This window comes from Desulfoluna spongiiphila, assembly GCF_900101345.1.
Classification (GTDB): Bacteria; Desulfobacterota; Desulfobacteria; order Desulfobacterales; family Desulfolunaceae; genus Desulfoluna; species Desulfoluna spongiiphila.
Window position 1 is genome coordinate 73,614 of the sequence record NZ_FMUX01000007.1, and the last position, 17,435, is coordinate 91,048.

Below are 17,435 nucleotides of genomic sequence, written 5' to 3' on the forward strand. Positions count from 1 at the left end.
CCGTGACAATAAGGACGCGACCATACCCATGTTTGCATTTACCGTAAAACGCATCTTCCAGGCACTGTTCGTCATGCTGATCATCAGCTTGCTGGGCTTCTCCATCAAACACCAGTTCGGCGACCCCGTTCGGGACATGGTGGGGGTCCGGGTGTCGGTCCAGGAGCGCGAGCAGCTCCGGGACCAGATGGGACTGAACGACCCCTTCCTGACCCAGTACGGGCGGTTTCTCAAAAACGCCGCCCATGGCGACCTGGGCACCAGCTTCATCCACAAGAAACAGGCCTTGCACGTGATCCTGGCCAAGGCACCGGCCACCATCGAGCTGGTCTTTGCAGCCAGCCTCATCGTCATCCTCATTTCCGTGCCTGCAGGCATCTTCGCCGCCATCAACCCCCGCCACTGGTTTTCGCGCCTCACCATGGGGGGCAGCATCGTGGGGGTCTCCATCCCGGTCTTTCTCACCGCCATTCTCATGATCTACCTCTTTGCCGTCACCCTGGAGTGGTTCCCCTCCTACGGCAGGGGCGAAACGGTCAACCTGTGGGGATGGCAGACGGGCCTTCTCACCGTGGACGGGCTGAGACACCTCATCATGCCCGCCATCGCCCTTTCGTCCATCATGCTGCCCCTTTTTATCCGGCTCATCCGCTCGGAGATGATGGAGGTCCTGGAGACCGAATACATCCGCTTTGCCTACGCAAAAGGGCTCAAGAAGCAGCGCATCTGGTTCGTGCACGCCTTCAAGAACACCCTGCTCCCCGTCATCACCGTGGGCGGCGTCCAGCTGGGCATCATGCTCGCCTACACCATCCTCACTGAAACCGTCTTTCAGTGGACCGGCATGGGCTTTATGTTCCTTGAAGCGGTTCAGCGCTCCGACACCACCCTTCTGGTGGCCTACATCATCTTTGTGGGCGCTCTCTTTGTCGTCGTCAATACCATGGTGGATATCATCTATGGTCTCGTCAATCCCACCATCCGGGTATCGGGGAGAAAATGAAACAGTCACTTAGAAATTTCAAAGATTCGTACTTTTTTTATAGTTTCAAGCGGGACAAAATCGCTGTGGTCAGCTTCGCCATTTTGCTGGTGCTCATGATCGTCAGCTTCTCTGCCCCCCTTCTCGCCCCGTACAACCCGTACGACTCCGAAACCATCGACATCTTGAACTCGGAGCTTCCCCCGGCCTGGATGGACGGCGGCTCCAGCACCTTCCTCCTGGGCACGGATCAGCAGGGACGAGACCTGTTGTCCACCATGATGTACGGCATGCGCCTTTCGGTCCTCATCGGATTGGGGGCCGTGGTGCTCCAGGCGTTTCTCGGGATCACCGTGGGGCTCTTTGCGGGCTACTTAGGCGGCCGGCTGGACAACTTTCTCATGCGCATGGCCGACATCCAGCTCTCCTTTGCCACCATGATGGTGGCCATCCTCATCAGCGCCATCTTCCAGACGGTGTTCGGTGAGAGCCGCTACAATGACCTGGCCGTCCCCTTGCTGGTGGTGATCATCGGCATCGCCGAATGGCCCCAGTACGCCCGGACGGTCCGGGCCTCGGTCCTGGGGGAAAAGGGCAAGGAGTACGTGGAAGCCGCACGGGTGGTGGGCCTTTCCCGCATGCGCATCATGTTCCGCCACATCCTGCCCAACACCATGAGCTCGGTGCTGGTCATCTCCACGGTCCAGGTGGCAAACGCCATCATGAGCGAGGCGGCCCTCTCCTTTCTCGGCCTCGGCATGCCCGTGAACCGGCCCTCCCTGGGATCCCTTATCAACGCCGGATTTGAATACATCTTCAGCGGCGTCTGGTGGATCACCCTCTTTCCCGGCCTCTTTCTCGTGGTCCTCGTCCTTGTCATCAACCTTCTCGGGGACTGGCTCAGGGATGTGCTCAACCCCAAGCTCTACAAAGGATAAAGGTGACAACCGATCATGGAACCTATACTCGACATACAAAACCTTGACGTCAAATTCGCCCTTCGAACCGGAGAGGTCACCGCCATCGACAACCTCTCCCTCTCCCTGACCAAGGGAGAACGCCTGGGGATCGTGGGAGAAAGCGGTGCCGGCAAATCGGTCATGGGCTTTTCCATCATCAAGCTGATCCGCAAACCGGGCTTCATCGCCAACGGCTCCATCCGGTTCCGCGGCACGGAGATCTCCGGTTACTCCGAAGAGGAGATGCGCAGCATCCGCGGAAACCGCATCAGCATGATCTTCCAGGACCCCATGATGGCCCTGAACCCGGTCCTGACCATCGGCACCCAGATGACCGAGGCCATCCACGCTCACATGGATGTCACCAAGGAAGAGGCCGAGCGCATCGCCCTTGAAAAGCTGGCCCGTGTGCACATCCCGTCCCCTGAGAAGCGCCTGGCCCAGTACCCCCACGAGTTCTCCGGGGGCATGCGCCAGCGGATCATCATCGCCATCAGCCTCCTCACCGATCCGGACCTCATCATCGCCGATGAGCCCACCACCGCCCTGGACGTGACCATCCAGGCGGAGATCATGGACCTGCTCATCGAGCTGTGCGAATCCGACGGCATGAGCCTGATCCTTATCACCCACGACCTGGGCGTGGTGGCCGAAGTCACCGACCGCATCGCGGTGATGTACGCGGGCCGGGTCATTGAGAGCGGCCCCACACAAGCCATCATCAACACCCCGCAACATCCCTACACCCAGGGGCTCATCAAGGCCCTGCCGGAGAGCCGCACACCGGGCGAGCCCCTCTACCAGATCCCGGGGATGATGCCCACCCTCACCGACATACCCGGCGGCTGCGCCTTCAACCCCCGCTGCCCCATGAAGGGAGAGATCTGCATGACAACACGGCCCGAGCCGGCCTTTGCGGATGAAAAAACAGGCCACATGGCCGCATGCCATTTAGTCTCGGGAGACCTTGCATCATGAGCACAGAATCCACCAAGCGCATCCTCACACTGAATAACGTCGTCAAGCACTTCGACATCTCCGGAGGTTTTCTGGAGAAACTGAGCCTTAAAGGCGGAAAACTCAGCCTCCACAGCACAGTGGTCCAGGCGGTCAACGGCATCAGCCTGGATATTCTGGAAGGGGAGACCTTAAGCGTGGTCGGGGAGAGCGGGTGCGGGAAATCGACCCTGGCCCGATGCGTCATCGGCATCCACACCCCCGACAGCGGGGAGGTTCGCTTTCGAGGCAACCGCATCGACAACCTCACCCCCAAGGCCATGATGCCCTACCGGGCCAAAATGCAGATGGTCTTCCAGGACCCCTACTCCTCTTTGAACCCCCGCCTGACCGTTCAAAAAACCCTGGAGGAGCCCTTGAGGTTCCACAACCCGGGCATAAAAAACGGAGAGGTGAAGGACCGCATTGCCGAGGTCATGGAGCAGGTGGGAGTCGATCCCATGTGGGCCCAGCGCTACCCCCATGAATTTTCCGGGGGCCAGCGCCAGCGCGTGAGCATTGCCAGGGCTCTTGTGGTGGATCCGGCCTTTATCGTAGCCGATGAGCCCATCAGCGCCCTGGACGTCTCGGTGCAGGCCCAGATCCTCAACCTCCTCATGGAAACACAGGAAAAACGGGGCCTCTCCTACATGTTCATCTCCCACGACCTCTCCGTGGTGCGCCACATCAGCAGCCGGGTGGCCGTGATGTACCTGGGAAGCCTCTGTGAACTTGCCGACGCGGAAACCCTCTACGCCGAACCGCGGCACCCTTACACCAAGGCCCTGTTGAGCGCCATCCCGAAGCTAAACGGAGAAAAAAGCCACATCAGCCTCAAAGGGGAGGTCCCCTCCCCCATCAACCTGCCCACGGGATGTGTCTTCCACGGCAGGTGCCCCCACGCCGACACGCGATGTGTCCAGGAAATTCCCGAGGCCAAGCCTTGCGGTACAGGCCTTGTGGCCTGCCACAGGGTGGAAGAGGGCGTCCTGTAAGGGACGGCACAAAAAAAACGGGCAAAGGCGAGGCCCCCGTCGGCAAGGTGAGCCACCTTGCAGGCGGGTTGATTTGCACATTTATTTTTTCTCTGAGCCCTGACAAAGGGGCAGAACGGCTTTCAAGCACCACCCACAAAAAAAGGGCGTAAACGAAGAAAATCTCTTCGTTTACGCCCTTGCCGTTTGTGCAAAAGACGTCCGGGAATGCCTGTGCGGTGCCTTACCTCACCCTCAGGTCCGCCTGTTCGGAGGTGCGGTGGGCGATGAAGTATTTGAGCTGGGCCTTCTGGTTGGCGCTAAGCCCCACAAACCGGACGCGCCGCTGGCGCATGATGATGGTGGACAGGGACGAGGGGTTGTCGATCTCCACGTCTTCCACTGTCTCGTAGGGCATCTTTTCCAGGTAGAAGCCGTTGTCCCCCACATAGATATGGGTCTCCACCGGTTCCTTGGGCTGATCGGCATGGACAATGTAGCGGAAACAGAGCCCGTCCATGCTGATGTCCACAATGGGCCCCACCTTGCTTGAGTCCGGAGACAACGCAGCATAAGCTCCGTCACCGGCTCGGTAGCGCCTGTGGGCACGTCTGTCAGCCATCTCCTGGGACTTTCCGATCATTGCGGCTCCAATGGACGAGAAGGGGTCGGAAAAATAAAATCGGGCGGGCGCAGGGGCCGCCTCGGCACTGAAACATCACAACGGTCACTGACCCTAGAAGATTTTCATACACGGGCAGCCAGCCACCATCTGTAGCACAATCGCGCCCCCAAGGCAATGTGAAAGACTACCCAAAGCCCGATGAGACCACCACCGCATTACTCATCATGAGTCACGAACACACCCCTATTTATAGGCAGTTTTGAATCAGAAAGGAAAACGAGGAAGGAAAAGAGCGGCAAGATCCAGGTCGTCCGGCGTGGTGATCTTGATGTTGCAGCGGCTCCCGGTAACCACACGAACCGGCACCCCCATGCGCTCCACCAGAGAGGCATCATCCGTGCCCAGGACGCCGTTTTCACGGGCCTGTTCATGGGCGGCGGCAAGGAGGTCGCAACGGAACACCTGGGGAGTCTGGGCCATCCAGAGCCCCTCCCGGGACAGTGTCCCTGCAATGGTCTCCTCGTCCCCCACCCGCTTGAGGGTCTCAAAGGCAGGGACAGCCAGGATGGCAGCCCCGAAGCGCTGGCCCGCCTCGCACACCCGCCGGAGTTCCTCCGGGGAAACAAAGGGCCGAACCCCGTCGTGGACCGCCACCAGGCCCTCGAAATCCGGCCCAAGGGTGATCAGGGCGTTGTAGACGGACCCCTGGCGCTCGGCGCCTCCCGGGGCCAGGACAATGCGGTGCCTTTCGGGGAGAAGGGGAAAAAGATCTGACTGGATAAAGGAGAAATCATCGGCCGGAGCGGCCAGCACAATGCGGTCGACCTGCGGGCAGGCGAGAAACCGCCTTAAGGTGCGCACAAGAATGGGAATCCCGCCCAGCTCAAGGTACTGCTTGCGGGTATCTGCCCCCATGCGAAGCCCCTTGCCTCCGGCGACGATAATGGCGGCAATCTGCATAGGCACTCCTCCCCGAAGCCAGTCCGTTATTACTTAAGATATTTCAGCTCTTTGGGAAGGGGAAGGCCCTTGCCCATGGAATCTTCGGCATAGTTGACCGAGGCGAGAATTTCGATGTCCTTAAGGGCCCGCGTGTCCCCTTCAAAGACCACCTGGGAGACCTCTTCTTTCTGGATCTTGCCACCGGCCCACTGGATATCCAGGACACTGCTGGCATCGAACCGGTCCCCGTTGACCACCAGCTCCACTTCGCCCCCGTAGTTCTGAACGATCTTGGCAACCATCAGGCTGGGCCGTGCGTGAAACCCCCGGGTCTCAGGGATGCCCACGGTGATGATGCCCCTTTCGATGTTCTCGTTCAACACCTCTTTGGCCAGGCGCTTGCCGCAGCTCATGAAGTGGCAGGCGTAAAAAAGGCAGTAGTTGACGGTGCGGTCCAGGAGCCTGTCGATGTCGACAATCTCCCCGAGCTTTTGCCTTACCTCGCGGTAGGTGTGGATGGAGCCCACCTCGTGGAGATGGCGCTCGTAGAAATGGAGCAGCCGCCCCTGCACCTCCATGATGTGCAGCACCACGGAAAAATGGGCACGCAGCTGCTTGAGCTTGCGGTTGCCGTACCGAAAGCCCCCTTGAATGACGTAGGAGTCAAAGGAGGACTGAAGGTTGTGGACCACCATCTCAAAGCCCCTGATCTCCACCTCGTTGACCTTGGCAGGCACCATCTCACGGATCGCCTCAAGGGTCTGCTCCTCATAGAAGGTGAAGGGGGCAAAAAGCTTTGCGATGTTTAAAAACTCACTGGAAATCTTGACGATGTGCTTGCGCTGGTCGTGGCCGGCGTCGTCATCGATGTTGTATTCAAGCATCTCGCCCGACACAACCCCGGGGAAATTGGCCTGGTCATACCCGCCTTCCGGCACGCGGATGTCGAGCCGCCGCGCCTCTTCGATAATGGCCGGTGCGGCTTTTCTCAGGATATCATTCAGAAAATCCAAGGTGATCCGACCCTGGGATTCGAAATCGGCGATGTCCGGAAGGTCGTAAAAGGGAATGCGGTTGGCGATGTGGCGCTGGGAATAGCAGCTGAGGCTGATGTGGCGGATAAGGGAGGTCAGCTCCCGGTAGTAGAACCAGTCCCTGTTGTTCTTGGCCCCGTGGAGGTCCAGAAAGTCTTCCAACAGGTGGCTGGTGGCCGTCATGCGGGAGTAGAGCTTTTTGGTAAAAGGGTTTTCGTCCCTGTCAAACCTGGCGATGTACACACAGGCCTTGAGAAAATCGTGGGAGTAGATCTGCACCTTTTCTTTAAAGGTAATGGAACATGCCGACTGTTTATCTGCCATAAAGCCTGTCGCCTGCCTCTGGTCTGTCGTAATAAAAGCGGATGGCCTTTTACGGATCCGTCAGAAAAAAATGAAGACGGTTGAAGGGGTACGTAAGCCGAATTTTGTTCCCCGTCCCGGTTACCCGGAAACGGGGCGATGATCATTCATCTAGGATGCCGGTTGCCCGACACCTCACGCGACCTACCCGGAAGCTCGGACGGGCAGCCCTCAAACACTTCCCTATTTGGTCTTGCACCGGGTGGGGTTTACCCAGCTTCTCCGATCACCCGAAGAACTGGTGCGCTCTTACCGCACCCTTTCACCCTTACCCCGCACCCGAAACGGGTACGTGGCGGTCTACTCTCTGTTGCACTTGCCTTCGCGTTACCGCGACTCCACGTTATGGAGCACCCTGCCCTGTGGTGTTCGGACTTTCCTCCCGGCTGCACGAAGCAACCCGGCGATCATCTGTTCCCCTCCAACCGTCTTCCGATTGTGTGCCCGTGTTATACCTCAAAACGACAGAAAGGAAAACGACCATTTTCACCCCTGGCCTCAGGCGGTGGGTTCGCTTACCAGAATGCGGTGGCACCGGGGGCAATGGTGCAGTCCGCCCTGTTGCTGGACCTCGATGGCCTGCTGGGGAGGAATGTTCATAAAACACCCGTAACATACCCCGCCGGAGACGGCCACCACGGCGAGCCGACCCGTGGTCTTGAGCAGCTTCTCATAGTGGGCGAAAAGGGCGGGCGGAATAACCTTGACCACCTCTTCACGCTCTACGGCCATGGACTCAAGGGCCTTTCGCTCCTCGGCGGTGTCGTTGTAGATCTCCTGCTCGATGCTCTTGACCTTTTCGGCTTCCCCGGTATGGACCTCGGTGAGCTCGGCAATCTTTTTCTTTCGCTCCTCCAGGTCGTCCAGCATGGCAATAAGGACCTCTTCGAGTTCCCCCACCCGCTTGGTGTTATCGTCCACTTCGCGGCGAAGCACCTGGTAATCCTTGTTGTTGGTGACAACACGGAGGTACTCCTGGCTCTTGGCCACACGGGTATTGAGTTCGGCAATCTCTTCTTCAATGGCCGCGTACCGTTTCTTCTCGCCGTCCAGGGCCTCAAGGGCCTCCTCCAGCTCAGCGTCAAGCTCTTTCAGACGGGCGCCCTGTACGGAAGTCTGGGACGTCACCCCTGTGAGCTTCTTTTCAATCCGTGCAGACTCCGTCTCGATTTTCTGAAGTCGCATCAGGGTCTGGATCTGTTCCCGGGTCACATTAAGATTACGCATGTAAGTTATTAAGCCTCCAAGGTCTGTGGACCGGCCTTATGCCGGTAAATATATCAGTGCCTGACGGACTGTGTCACGGTCTGTATCGGGACAGGGCCCTTGTGCCGGCATCTCGCCGCACAACCCTGTCAAACAAAGGCAAAGGGGTCTTTTTCGATATCGCTTGCCACCACCTCGACGGCAAGCCCCCTTTCCCGGATTTTCTCTTTGAGCGCCCGGGCCAGAAGGCCGCACGCAAAATGTTCCGTGCCAAAGTGGCCGGCATCCACAAGCCCCTTGCCCTTTTCAAGAACGGTATGGGCATCATGGTATTTGAGCTCACCGCTGACGTAGACATCGGCTCCGCTCCGGTAAAACGCCTTCATCAGCGAAGCCCCGCTGCCCGTGCATACGGCGGCCCGCCGAATCGTCATGCCGGGGTCCCCCACCATCTTCACCGCAGGGAGGCCAAGGACCTCCTTGACCCGTTGCGCAAGCTCTGCAAGGGTCATGGGAGCGGCTAAGGCCCCCACCCGGCCGAGGCCCGCACCGCTGGCGTCGGCATCGGCCGTGCGCAGCAAGGGATAGATGTTGTACTCCATGGTTTCATAGGGGTGAACCTCCCGCACCACACTCAGCACATGGTCCAGCCTCGATCGCTTGACCACCGCCTCCACGCGCACCTCATCCACGCAACTCATCTTTCCGGCGCTGCCCTCAAAGGGCTCGGCGTCGCCTGACGGCATGTAGGTACCCCGCCCGGCAGACGAAAAGGAGCAACAGCTGTATTTGCCGATGGCTCCTGCCCCGCCTGAAAAAAGGGCCTTCATCACCTTGTGGCGGTACTCTTCAGGCACAAAAAAGACGAGCTTTACCGTCTCCGAATCCACAGAGGGTACAAGAGGACCGCTGGGGTCTATTCCGATCATGCGGGAGAAGGCGTCGTTGAGTCCGTCGGGGGCACTGTCAAGGTTGGTGTGGGCGGAGTAGATGGCAAGGGAGGAAGAAACGGAGCGGGCGATGATCTCGCCCAGGGGGGTGGCAAGGTCCAGGGTTTTTAGGGGGGCGAAGATCAGAGAGTGGTGTGTGATCAGCATCTCCGCCCCGTCGTCGCAGGCTTTGGCCACCACCTCCGGGGTGGGGTCGAGGGCGATGTGAATCCGAGTGACCGTCCGGTCTGTGCGGCCCACCTGCAGCCCCACATTATCCCAGTCTTCTGCAAGGGATGATGGGGCAAGTTCCTCCATCATGGAGATTATCTCAGATACCGTAGCGCTCATCTCTCCTCCAATCCTCTTTCCAAGGCCCGAAAGGCCGGGCGAATAGGCCCGGGCCACGCATATCGGGGCCCTTCAATAAAAAAGGCGTGGTGGCCTTTTTCAGCCAGCACGCCTTGGTGTTTAAAAACTGTCTCGGCTTTTTGTTGCATCGTTCATGGTGCATCATCCGCCATGGTTCATGAAAAGTGAGTGCGTTGCCTCACCTGTTGTGGCGTCTCCCTTTTCACGGTGTGTTGAGCTGGTGGGCCCACCTGGATTCGAACCAGGGACCGACCGGTTATGAGCCGGTGGCTCTACCAAGCTGAGCTATAGGCCCGTGCATCAAGGTGAGTATCCTTACCCCCGGCGCGCCCCTTTTGTCAAGTGTTATCCGCCTTGCAAAAAGGCTTAAGGGGCGCCCCTTTCCCGGGGTGTGCCAAAGGGAAAGGTCTCGCCCTAAATCTCGATGAAACTCTTCAGTTTTTTGCTTCGTGTGGGGTGTCGGAGTTTTCTCAGGGCCTTGGCTTCAATCTGGCGGATACGCTCACGGGTAACGGCAAAATCCTTGCCCACCTCTTCCAGGGTGTGGTCCGCCTTCTCCCCGATACCGAAACGCATCCTCAAAACCTTCTCCTCCCTCGGTGTGAGGGTGGCCAGGACCTTTCGGGTCTTCTCCGCCAGGTTCATGTTCACCGCGGCATCCGAGGGGAGCATGAACTTCTTGTCTTCGATGAAATCGCCGAGGTGGCTGTCCTCCTCCTCCCCGATGGGAGTCTCAAGGCTGATGGGCTCCCGGGCGATCTTAAGGACACGGCGCACCTTGTCCAGAGGGATCTCCATCTTCTCGGCGATCTCCTCGGGAGAGGGCTCACGCCCCAGCTCCTGCACCAGATAGCGGCTGGTCCGAATCAGCTTGTTGATGGTTTCGATCATGTGCACCGGGATACGAATGGTACGCGCCTGGTCGGCAATGGCACGGGTGATGGCCTGCCGGATCCACCAGGTGGCGTAGGTGCTGAACTTGTAGCCCCTTCGGTACTCAAACTTGTCCACCGCCTTCATCAGGCCGATGTTCCCCTCCTGGATGAGGTCAAGGAACTGCAGCCCTCGGTTGGTGTATTTTTTGGCGATGCTCACCACAAGACGGAGGTTGGCCTTGACCAGCTCGCTCTTGGCCTCCTTGGCCCGCACCTTGCCCTCTTCGATGGACGAGGCAATGCGCGAAAGGATACGGCCGTTGGCCTTGATACCCAGCTCGCGGCTTTCGATCTGCATCTGGAGGTACGCGAAATCGGGGTAGATGGTGCGAAGCTTCTCTTCTCCCAGGGCACTTTTCTCAACGGCCCAGGCCAAAAAGGTCTCCACATCGCAGAGCTGGCCCCTGAACTCGGTCACCGAGGTGCCGAAGGTGTCGGCACAACGGCCCAGCACCTTGTTCATGGATTCAAACCAGGCAATGTTCTCCAGGATCTTGGCATCGATGATGTCGGAGACGCTGACTTCAAGGCGCCACTCCTTGAGAAGGTTGAAGATCTTTTCGGTGCGACGGCTCACGGAGCGCCTGATCTTACGCTGCTCATCCGAGGAGAGCTCCTCGGTGAAGATGCGGTACCGCAGCCCGGTGTTCTCCTCGTGGATGGTACGAATCTCGGAAATGGTCTCCAGGAATTTACCCACCAGGTTCTTCTCATCGACGGCCCCGTCCCCTTCATCCACATCTCGCAGGACGTTTTTCGGACGAAGCTTGCCTGCGGCAATGCCGTCGGCAAGGGAGAGGATATAGCCCACCGCAATGGTGGTATCGAGCTGGTGCCTGAGCACCTCCTGATCCCCCATCTCGATCTTCTTGGCGATCTCGATCTCCCCTTCCCGGGAGAGGAGGGTCACCATGCCCATCTCGCGAAGGTACATCTTAACGGGATCGGTCACCGTGCCGTAATCGGCTGCCCCGGTTTCGGACTCAAAGACCGCAACCTTCTTCTTCGGGGTCTCCTCAGCGGCCATGGGAAGCTCGGAGTCCAACTCGGCGGGTTCATCTTCCTTCTCTTCCGCCTCGTCGTGCTCCGGATCACTTTCCGCAACCACCTTGATATCCATCTCCTGAAGCATCACAATGATGTCATCCAGCCGATCCGAAGAATCCACCTCATCCGGAAGGGCCTCATTGATCTCATCATACGTAAGAACTCCGACTTTTTTTCCCTTCACAAGCAGAGCCTTAAACGCAGCTTCCTGGTTCTTCTTGCTCTTCTCGGGAGAGGTATCGGACTTGTTGGTCATATGGTTTTGCCTCCTGCAACCCCGGATTGATGTTTAACCTTCCTGGCTTCGTGCTGACGTCTCTTCAGGTCCTGGGAAAAGCGTCGTTTCTCTTCCAGCAGCGCCAGCAAAAGCTCGTGATCACCACGCGCTTCCGCATCCCTGATTCGTTTTGAGAGGTCATCGCCCAATCTGTTTCTGTTGCGGACATACTGGTCAATCAGAGCAACACACCGCTGGTGAATTACCGGAAACTCGTCAATGGCAAGACGTGCCACGAGTTCCCTTTGTCCCTCCTCCCGAAGGTTCATCAGAAACCAGTCCGTCATGGCCTCCGGGGGTCCGTCATAAGCCAGGGCAAGGGAGCAAATCTCCTTGAGCCCCGGCTCTTCAAAATAATCTGTAATGCCCACCTCCCTGCAGTAGGCATGGATACCCGCGTAACGCACCAGCATGGAGACGATCTGATACTCCAGGCTGTTTTCTTCCTTGAGGCGGCCCAAAGGTTTCCCCGAGGCCTCCTGCCACGGCTCCGCAACCGGGGGTCGGGATGTCGGCCCGGGTCCCCGGTGAATCTTTTCACTGACGGCTTCTTCGTCGATGCCCACCTTCTCGGCCAGTATCCGAATGTACAGGGACCTGGCCACCCGGTCCTCCATGGCAAGGAGGGGCTCTTTCATGTCCGCAAGGACCTTCAAACGACCCTCCACACTGAGCCCGTGGCTCCTTATGGCGGCATCCATGAGAAACTCAAGGAGATCCATGGCCTTGTCCGCCAGAGCCAGAAAGGCCTCGGGCCCGGATTCCCGTACAAAAGAGTCGGGATCATGCCCCGTGGGCAGCACCAGCACCTTGGCCGTCATGTACTCTTTCTGGAACACCGGTACGCTTCGAAGGGCCGCCCGGATCCCCGCCCCGTCAGAGTCGAACACCAGGACAAACCGCTCGGCGCCGCACCGGGACAACAGGCGCACATGGTCCCGGGTCAGGGCGGTGCCCAGGGTTGCCGCCACCTGGGTGATGCCGTTTTGAAACAGGGCCAGAACATCAAAATAGCCCTCAACGACGAAAGCCGTCCCGCTTTGCCGGATCCCCTCGCGCGCGGCGTGGAGTCCGTAAAGGGACCGGGCTTTATGGTAAACAGGTGTCTCCGGGGAGTTCAGGTACTTGGGCAGGGCGTCATCCATAACGCGCCCGCCAAACCCCGACACCTGCATGGCTGTATCAAATATCGGAAAGACGATGCGATTCCTGAAGCGATCATAATACCGCCCCGTCTCTTTGGCGATAAGAAGGCCGCTTCCCACCGCAATATCCACAGGCACCCGATGGGAGGAAAGACACCCCGACACCGCGTCCCAGGCATCCGGGGCATACCCGAGCCCGAACTTCTCCATGGTCTCGTCGGTGATCCCGCGGTTGCGAAGGTAAGCCAGCGCCCCGGCCCCTGACGCCCCTTTCAAGGTCTGTGAAAAAAAATCGACCGCCAGGCGGTTGGCCAGAAAAATTTTCTCCCGGACCCCGATCTTCTCTTTCTCTTCGTCGCTCATGGGCCGCTCCGGCACCTCAATGCCGCACCGGCTGCCCAGGGAACGTACGGTTTCCGGGAAACTCAACCCGTCACGCTTCATGACGAAGTTGAACACACTGCCCCCGGCTCCGCATCCGAAGCAGTAGTAAATCTGTTTTGTCGGGCTGACAGTAAAGGAAGGGGTTTTTTCGGAATGAAACGGACAAAGGCCTGCGAAGTTGCTTCCCGTCTTCTTGAGCTGAACGGTTTCAGAGACAACCTGAACAATATCGGTCGCGTGCTTAATATCTGAAATCACTTCTTCGGGAATCAAGTGCACTAAGCTCCTGTCCGCGAGAGTCCGGTATCCAATCCGAGAAAGAACCACATCGATGGCCCCTCATGCAAGATAGCCGAACCATCGGCAGGTCGTCTGTCATACCATATTATATAATGAAAGCCTCCACCCGCCATGGATGAAAGCCGAACATACCGCCTGAAACGCCCACCGCCCAAGGGCGGCAAACGCATCCAAGATGCTTGAAACGCAAGCCATACCGATCAAAGGGATGCGCCGCTGCAAACCGGCGGCAAAGGCCCTTCAAGCTCGCCCAAGCAGGTGCATAAGTTAATGCCAATAACGTGTTTGTCAAGAACTATTTTCCGGCATCCGGCCCCAACCTGGGAGGAACACTCCGAAAACAAAAATTATCGTTCCTGCTCTCCATCGGCCACAGAACGAGGGCGCCCCCCCAGCTGAACCATGGAGTCCACGAGCCCCTTGAACCCGGTCTCTGACAGATCCGCAGCAGTGACCCAACGCGCCTTGCGGGAGACAAACCGCTTAAAGGTCAGTAAATTCTCGCTGAGGGGTTGCTGGGACTCATCAAAGGAGCCCTTCCAGAGCACGCGCCCCGTGGCCGTATCCATTAAAATCATCTTGAAGGCCACCGACGCCGGTCGGTTCACCGACCAGTCGGAGCCGATGCGCTCCTCGTAACGTTCCACACGGCCCAGGATCACGCAGCCGTAGCCCTGCTCTGCCAGGGCGTACACCTGATCCTGGAGGCTGTCGGTGTCATTGACGGAGACCGCGGTGGCATCCACGCCCTTTTCTTTCAGGCTGACGGCCATACGCCGGGCCAGATCCGGCCCGGCAAAGGATGCGAGGGGAGGCACGTCGCGGCCCTTCTCCCTTTCACTTTCCATGTAGACCGTGTCTTCGGGGGCCACCCAGTCAAAGGGGGGAACCGCCACCTCTCGGCAAGAGAAGAGGGTAACGGGAACAGCCGGTTTGGAGGGCTTGGTGGACTCCCGTGCCGGCGTGCAGGCACTCACCAGAGAGATCAAAACCACAAGGAGCCACACCCGCGTCGGATACCCCATACACACCTCCCTGGTTTGGCCGGCTCCGGGGGTTTCCCTGCCCGCCTTGATGGTGGCAACGTTGATGACTGGCGCCCCTGGCCCGTAAGGCCCTAAATCACGCCCTTGGTGGAACGAACCCCTTCGATACGCGGATCAATGGACACCGCCTGGTCCAGGGCGCGCCCCAGGGACTTGAAGACCCCTTCGATGATGTGGTGATCGTTCTCGCCGTACCGAACGTTGATGTGAAGGTTCATGCCCGCCTTGACGGAGAGGGCCTGGAAAAATTCCCGGGCCAGCCAGGCGTCGAAGTTGCCGTCCCGGACCCGGTGGTCGGGAAAGTCGTAGACCAGAAACGGTCGGTTGGAGAGATCCAGAACCACCTCGGCCAGGGTCTCGTCCATGGGGGTAACGGCCAGGCCGTACCGCTTGATTCCCACCCGGTCCCCCAGGGCGTCGGCAATGGCCATGCCCAGGGCAAGGCCCGTGTCCTCCACCGTGTGATGGGCGTCGATCTCCAGGTCTCCGTCGACCTTCATGGTGAGGTCGAAAAAGCCGTGGGCGGCAAACAGGGTAAGCATGTGGTCAAAGTAGGGAATCCCCGTGGTTACATCGGATTTGCCCCGGCCGTCCAGGTCCAGATCGATGGAAATACGGGTCTCTTTGGTGTTGCGCGTGATGGTGGCTGTGCGTGTCATATTGAGATGCCTGTGAAATATCGGAGTTGAGGCGATTTGCTATAAGGCAGTGGGTGGTGATGGCTCCGCCTTCCCGCGAGCAGGTGGTGAAAAAGGGCGGCACAACGCTGTGCGTCCGCAGGGCATTCAATGGCGCCCCCTGATGGGCCGAGCGGCCCTCCGGCAAGCGTTTTAAAACCCTCTTCCGCCCCTTTGGATATCCCCACCCAATTACCAGATTGACACTGGGGGGTCAACGTAAAAAAGGCTTTTCACTTCCGCATGTTGTATGGTACGAAGATTGTTTTTTCACGCATCGTCCCCGGCCCCCGATAACCGGGGGGAACCACACGAAATACCCCGCCGCCTCCTGAAGCCGGGCGTTGCATGATCACCGCATACCAAAGCAATAATCCATTCCCGGAACCACCCGGGAACCCATGGGAAGGACGTGTTGTATGAGTGCCGGAATTGTACTGGAAGATGCCATCAAAATCTGCACCACCGATCAGGACAAAATAATCTCCCCGGAAGAGACCGTGGCCCGTTTCAAGGAGAAGGCAAAAAACCTCTCCCTGGACATCCTCAAGGAGACGTCGCGGATCGACAACGGAAGGCTCGATATCCCTGTATTTTTCAGTGTCTGCGGCAAAGACGCCTCGGCCCTGACGGGAACGGCCAAGCAGATGGGCAAAGGGGCCACCCCCGAGCAGTCCGAGGCCAGCGCCGTCATGGAGCTTGCCGAACGGTTCAGCTTTTTTGCCTTCAAGGCCGATGAAAGCCATTTTGTCACCGACACCTACGCCAACCTCAAGGACAAGGCCCTTCCCTTTGCCCTTATTGCCCGATCGGTCCACGACGACAAGACCCCCATGGACACGGCCGAGGCCATCTTCTCGGACATTCCCCTGAAATGGACCCCGGCCCGCAACCTCACCACCGGCGCCGAGGTGCTCATCCCCTTTGACTGGTTCTTTGCCATCAACGAATTCAACGGCCCTTCCGCCGGAAACTGCAAGGAAGAGGCCATCTGCCAGGGAATCTCCGAAATCGTGGAACGCCACGTCTGCTCCCTTGTCAGCCACGGCAAAAAAACCACCCCCACCATCGACCCGGACACCGCCACCGACCCCGCCGTCAGGGACATGCTCGCCAAATACCGAAAAAACGACATCAACCTCGTATTTTCAGATCTCTCCCTTGATACCGGCATTCCCACGGTGGGGGTCCTGGCCTGGGATCCGGCCACCTTCCCCGAGTCCAGCGAGCTGGTGTGGACCGCAGGCACCGCCCCCGACCCGGAAAAAGCCATGAGCCGAGCCATGACCGAGGTTGCCCAGCTTGCCGGTGATTTCAACACCGATGCCAACTATGTGGCCAGCGGCCTGCCCAAGTACACCGACCTTGCCGAGGCCGAGTTTATCACCCGTCCCCAGCCCGATGTGCCCCTCTCCAGCCTTCCCGACCTGTCGGATGCCAACATCAAGGTGGAGATCGAACGCTACGTGGCGGCCCTGGAGTCCATCGACATGGAGGTCCTCACCATCGAAACCACCCACCCGGAGCTGGGCATCCCCGCATTTTACACCATCATCCCCGGTGCCCACTTCCGAGAGCGGAGCCTGGGCACCAGTGTGCCCATGTTCGCTGCACGGCTCATCACCGAAAAATGCGATGCCGACGACGCCTTGACGCGCATCACCAAAATAGAAGAGGCCGTGGGGCAGCGCTATTACCTCCACTTTTACAAGGGCCAGCTCCTGCTGAACCGGGGCGCCTTTGACGAAGCCACCGCCGCCTTTGAAAAAGCCCTGTCCGCCAACCCCGACGAGCCGGAGATCCCCTCCATCTGCTCCTGGATGGGGGTAAGCCTCAAAGAGACGGGCCGCTACCGGGAGGCCCTGAAGGTCCTTCAGGCCGGCATCGACATCGACCCGGAACGGGAAGACATCCACAACCTCATGGGCTTTTGCCACTACATGATGGCCGATCACGAACGGGCCATCGACGCCTTCCGGGAAGTGCTCCGCCTCAACCCCAACTCCGCCATTGATTATGCCAACATCGCCTCCAACTACCGGGAGCTCGGCAACACCGACAAGGCCATCACCTACTACAAAATGGCCCTCAAAATGGACCCCTCCATCGATTTTGCACGAACCAACCTCGACGCACTGGCCGAAACGGCCTGAAAAAGGTAAACCGCCCCCTTAAAAAAATGCCTCCGGCGGCCCTGCCGGGGGCCAAACGTTTAAAAAGTGTGACACACAGGTCTTAAAAA

14 protein-coding genes, 1 tRNA gene and 1 other RNA gene are annotated in these 17,435 nt (G+C 58.8%); 5 read left to right on the forward strand and 11 right to left on the reverse strand.

All coding sequences use genetic code 11. From position 1 onward, the window contains the following. Positions 1–28: 28 nt before the first annotated feature. From BLQ12_RS11045 to BLQ12_RS11060, 4 genes are read left to right on the forward strand one after another with little or no spacing between them, the layout of a single operon-like run. Positions 29–1,003: an ABC transporter permease gene (locus BLQ12_RS11045; protein WP_092210709.1), complete on the forward strand. Its 975-nt coding sequence runs from the start codon at positions 29–31 to the stop codon at positions 1,001–1,003. Beyond that, positions 1,000–1,920: an ABC transporter permease gene (locus tag BLQ12_RS11050; RefSeq protein WP_092210710.1), complete on the forward strand. Its 921-nt coding sequence runs from the start codon at positions 1,000–1,002 to the stop codon at positions 1,918–1,920. The genes BLQ12_RS11045 and BLQ12_RS11050 overlap by 4 nt, the downstream gene beginning before the upstream one ends. A gap of 15 nt (positions 1,921–1,935) precedes the next feature. After that, complete coding sequence (locus BLQ12_RS11055) at positions 1,936–2,919, forward strand: ABC transporter ATP-binding protein (RefSeq protein WP_092210711.1); 984 nt, start codon at positions 1,936–1,938, stop codon at positions 2,917–2,919. Then, the gene (locus BLQ12_RS11060) at positions 2,916–3,932 is read left to right on the forward strand and encodes an ABC transporter ATP-binding protein (protein ID WP_092210712.1); all 1,017 of its coding nucleotides are present in this window, start codon (positions 2,916–2,918) and stop codon (positions 3,930–3,932) included. Before BLQ12_RS11055 ends, BLQ12_RS11060 begins: the two co-directional genes overlap by 4 nt. Before the next feature lie 223 nt (positions 3,933–4,155). On the opposite strand, the gene BLQ12_RS11065 is transcribed toward BLQ12_RS11060, so the two are convergent. The 11 genes from BLQ12_RS11065 to hisB all read right to left on the reverse strand — a co-directional run bounded on the left by BLQ12_RS11065 (position 4,156) and on the right by hisB (position 15,175). Then, on the reverse strand, positions 4,156–4,533 hold the full coding sequence (locus BLQ12_RS11065; protein ID WP_139163946.1) for a PilZ domain-containing protein: 378 nt from the start codon (positions 4,531–4,533) through the stop codon (positions 4,156–4,158). Positions 4,534–4,800: 267 nt separating this feature from the next. Beyond that, complete coding sequence (gene ispD, locus BLQ12_RS11070) at positions 4,801–5,496, reverse strand: 2-C-methyl-D-erythritol 4-phosphate cytidylyltransferase (protein ID WP_092210714.1); 696 nt, start codon at positions 5,494–5,496, stop codon at positions 4,801–4,803. 29 nt (positions 5,497–5,525) lie between these two features. Next, positions 5,526–6,836: an HPr family phosphocarrier protein gene (locus BLQ12_RS11075; protein ID WP_092210715.1), complete on the reverse strand. Its 1,311-nt coding sequence runs from the start codon at positions 6,834–6,836 to the stop codon at positions 5,526–5,528. Between the two features lie 78 nt (positions 6,837–6,914). Then, positions 6,915–7,298, reverse strand: an RNA gene (rnpB, locus tag BLQ12_RS11080) — RNase P RNA component class A. A 75-nt stretch (positions 7,299–7,373) separates the two neighbouring features. After that, positions 7,374–8,102, reverse strand: a complete 729-nt coding sequence (locus BLQ12_RS11085; protein WP_092210716.1) for a zinc ribbon domain-containing protein — start codon at positions 8,100–8,102, stop codon at positions 7,374–7,376. Positions 8,103–8,230: 128 nt separating this feature from the next. Then, on the reverse strand, positions 8,231–9,361 hold the full coding sequence (locus tag BLQ12_RS11090) for a Nif3-like dinuclear metal center hexameric protein (protein WP_092210717.1): 1,131 nt from the start codon (positions 9,359–9,361) through the stop codon (positions 8,231–8,233). A gap of 239 nt (positions 9,362–9,600) precedes the next feature. Then, positions 9,601–9,677, reverse strand: a tRNA-Ile gene (locus tag BLQ12_RS11095). 119 nt (positions 9,678–9,796) lie between these two features. Continuing rightward, positions 9,797–11,620, reverse strand: coding sequence for an RNA polymerase sigma factor RpoD (gene rpoD / locus BLQ12_RS11100; RefSeq protein ID WP_092210718.1), 1,824 nt, complete (start codon positions 11,618–11,620; stop codon positions 9,797–9,799). Next, positions 11,617–13,443: a DNA primase gene (gene dnaG, locus BLQ12_RS11105; RefSeq protein ID WP_175469658.1), complete on the reverse strand. Its 1,827-nt coding sequence runs from the start codon at positions 13,441–13,443 to the stop codon at positions 11,617–11,619. The genes rpoD and dnaG overlap by 4 nt, the downstream gene beginning before the upstream one ends. 374 nt (positions 13,444–13,817) lie before the next feature. Then, positions 13,818–14,495, reverse strand: coding sequence for a hypothetical protein (locus BLQ12_RS11110; protein ID WP_092210720.1), 678 nt, complete (start codon positions 14,493–14,495; stop codon positions 13,818–13,820). Positions 14,496–14,587: 92 nt separating this feature from the next. After that, the gene (gene hisB / locus BLQ12_RS11115; protein ID WP_092210721.1) at positions 14,588–15,175 is read right to left on the reverse strand and encodes an imidazoleglycerol-phosphate dehydratase HisB; all 588 of its coding nucleotides are present in this window, start codon (positions 15,173–15,175) and stop codon (positions 14,588–14,590) included. A 437-nt stretch (positions 15,176–15,612) separates the two neighbouring features. Between hisB and BLQ12_RS11120 the strand changes: the two genes are divergently transcribed. Beyond that, positions 15,613–17,346: a YcaO-like family protein gene (locus tag BLQ12_RS11120; protein ID WP_092210722.1), complete on the forward strand. Its 1,734-nt coding sequence runs from the start codon at positions 15,613–15,615 to the stop codon at positions 17,344–17,346. The last annotated feature ends 89 nt before the right edge of the window (positions 17,347–17,435 follow it).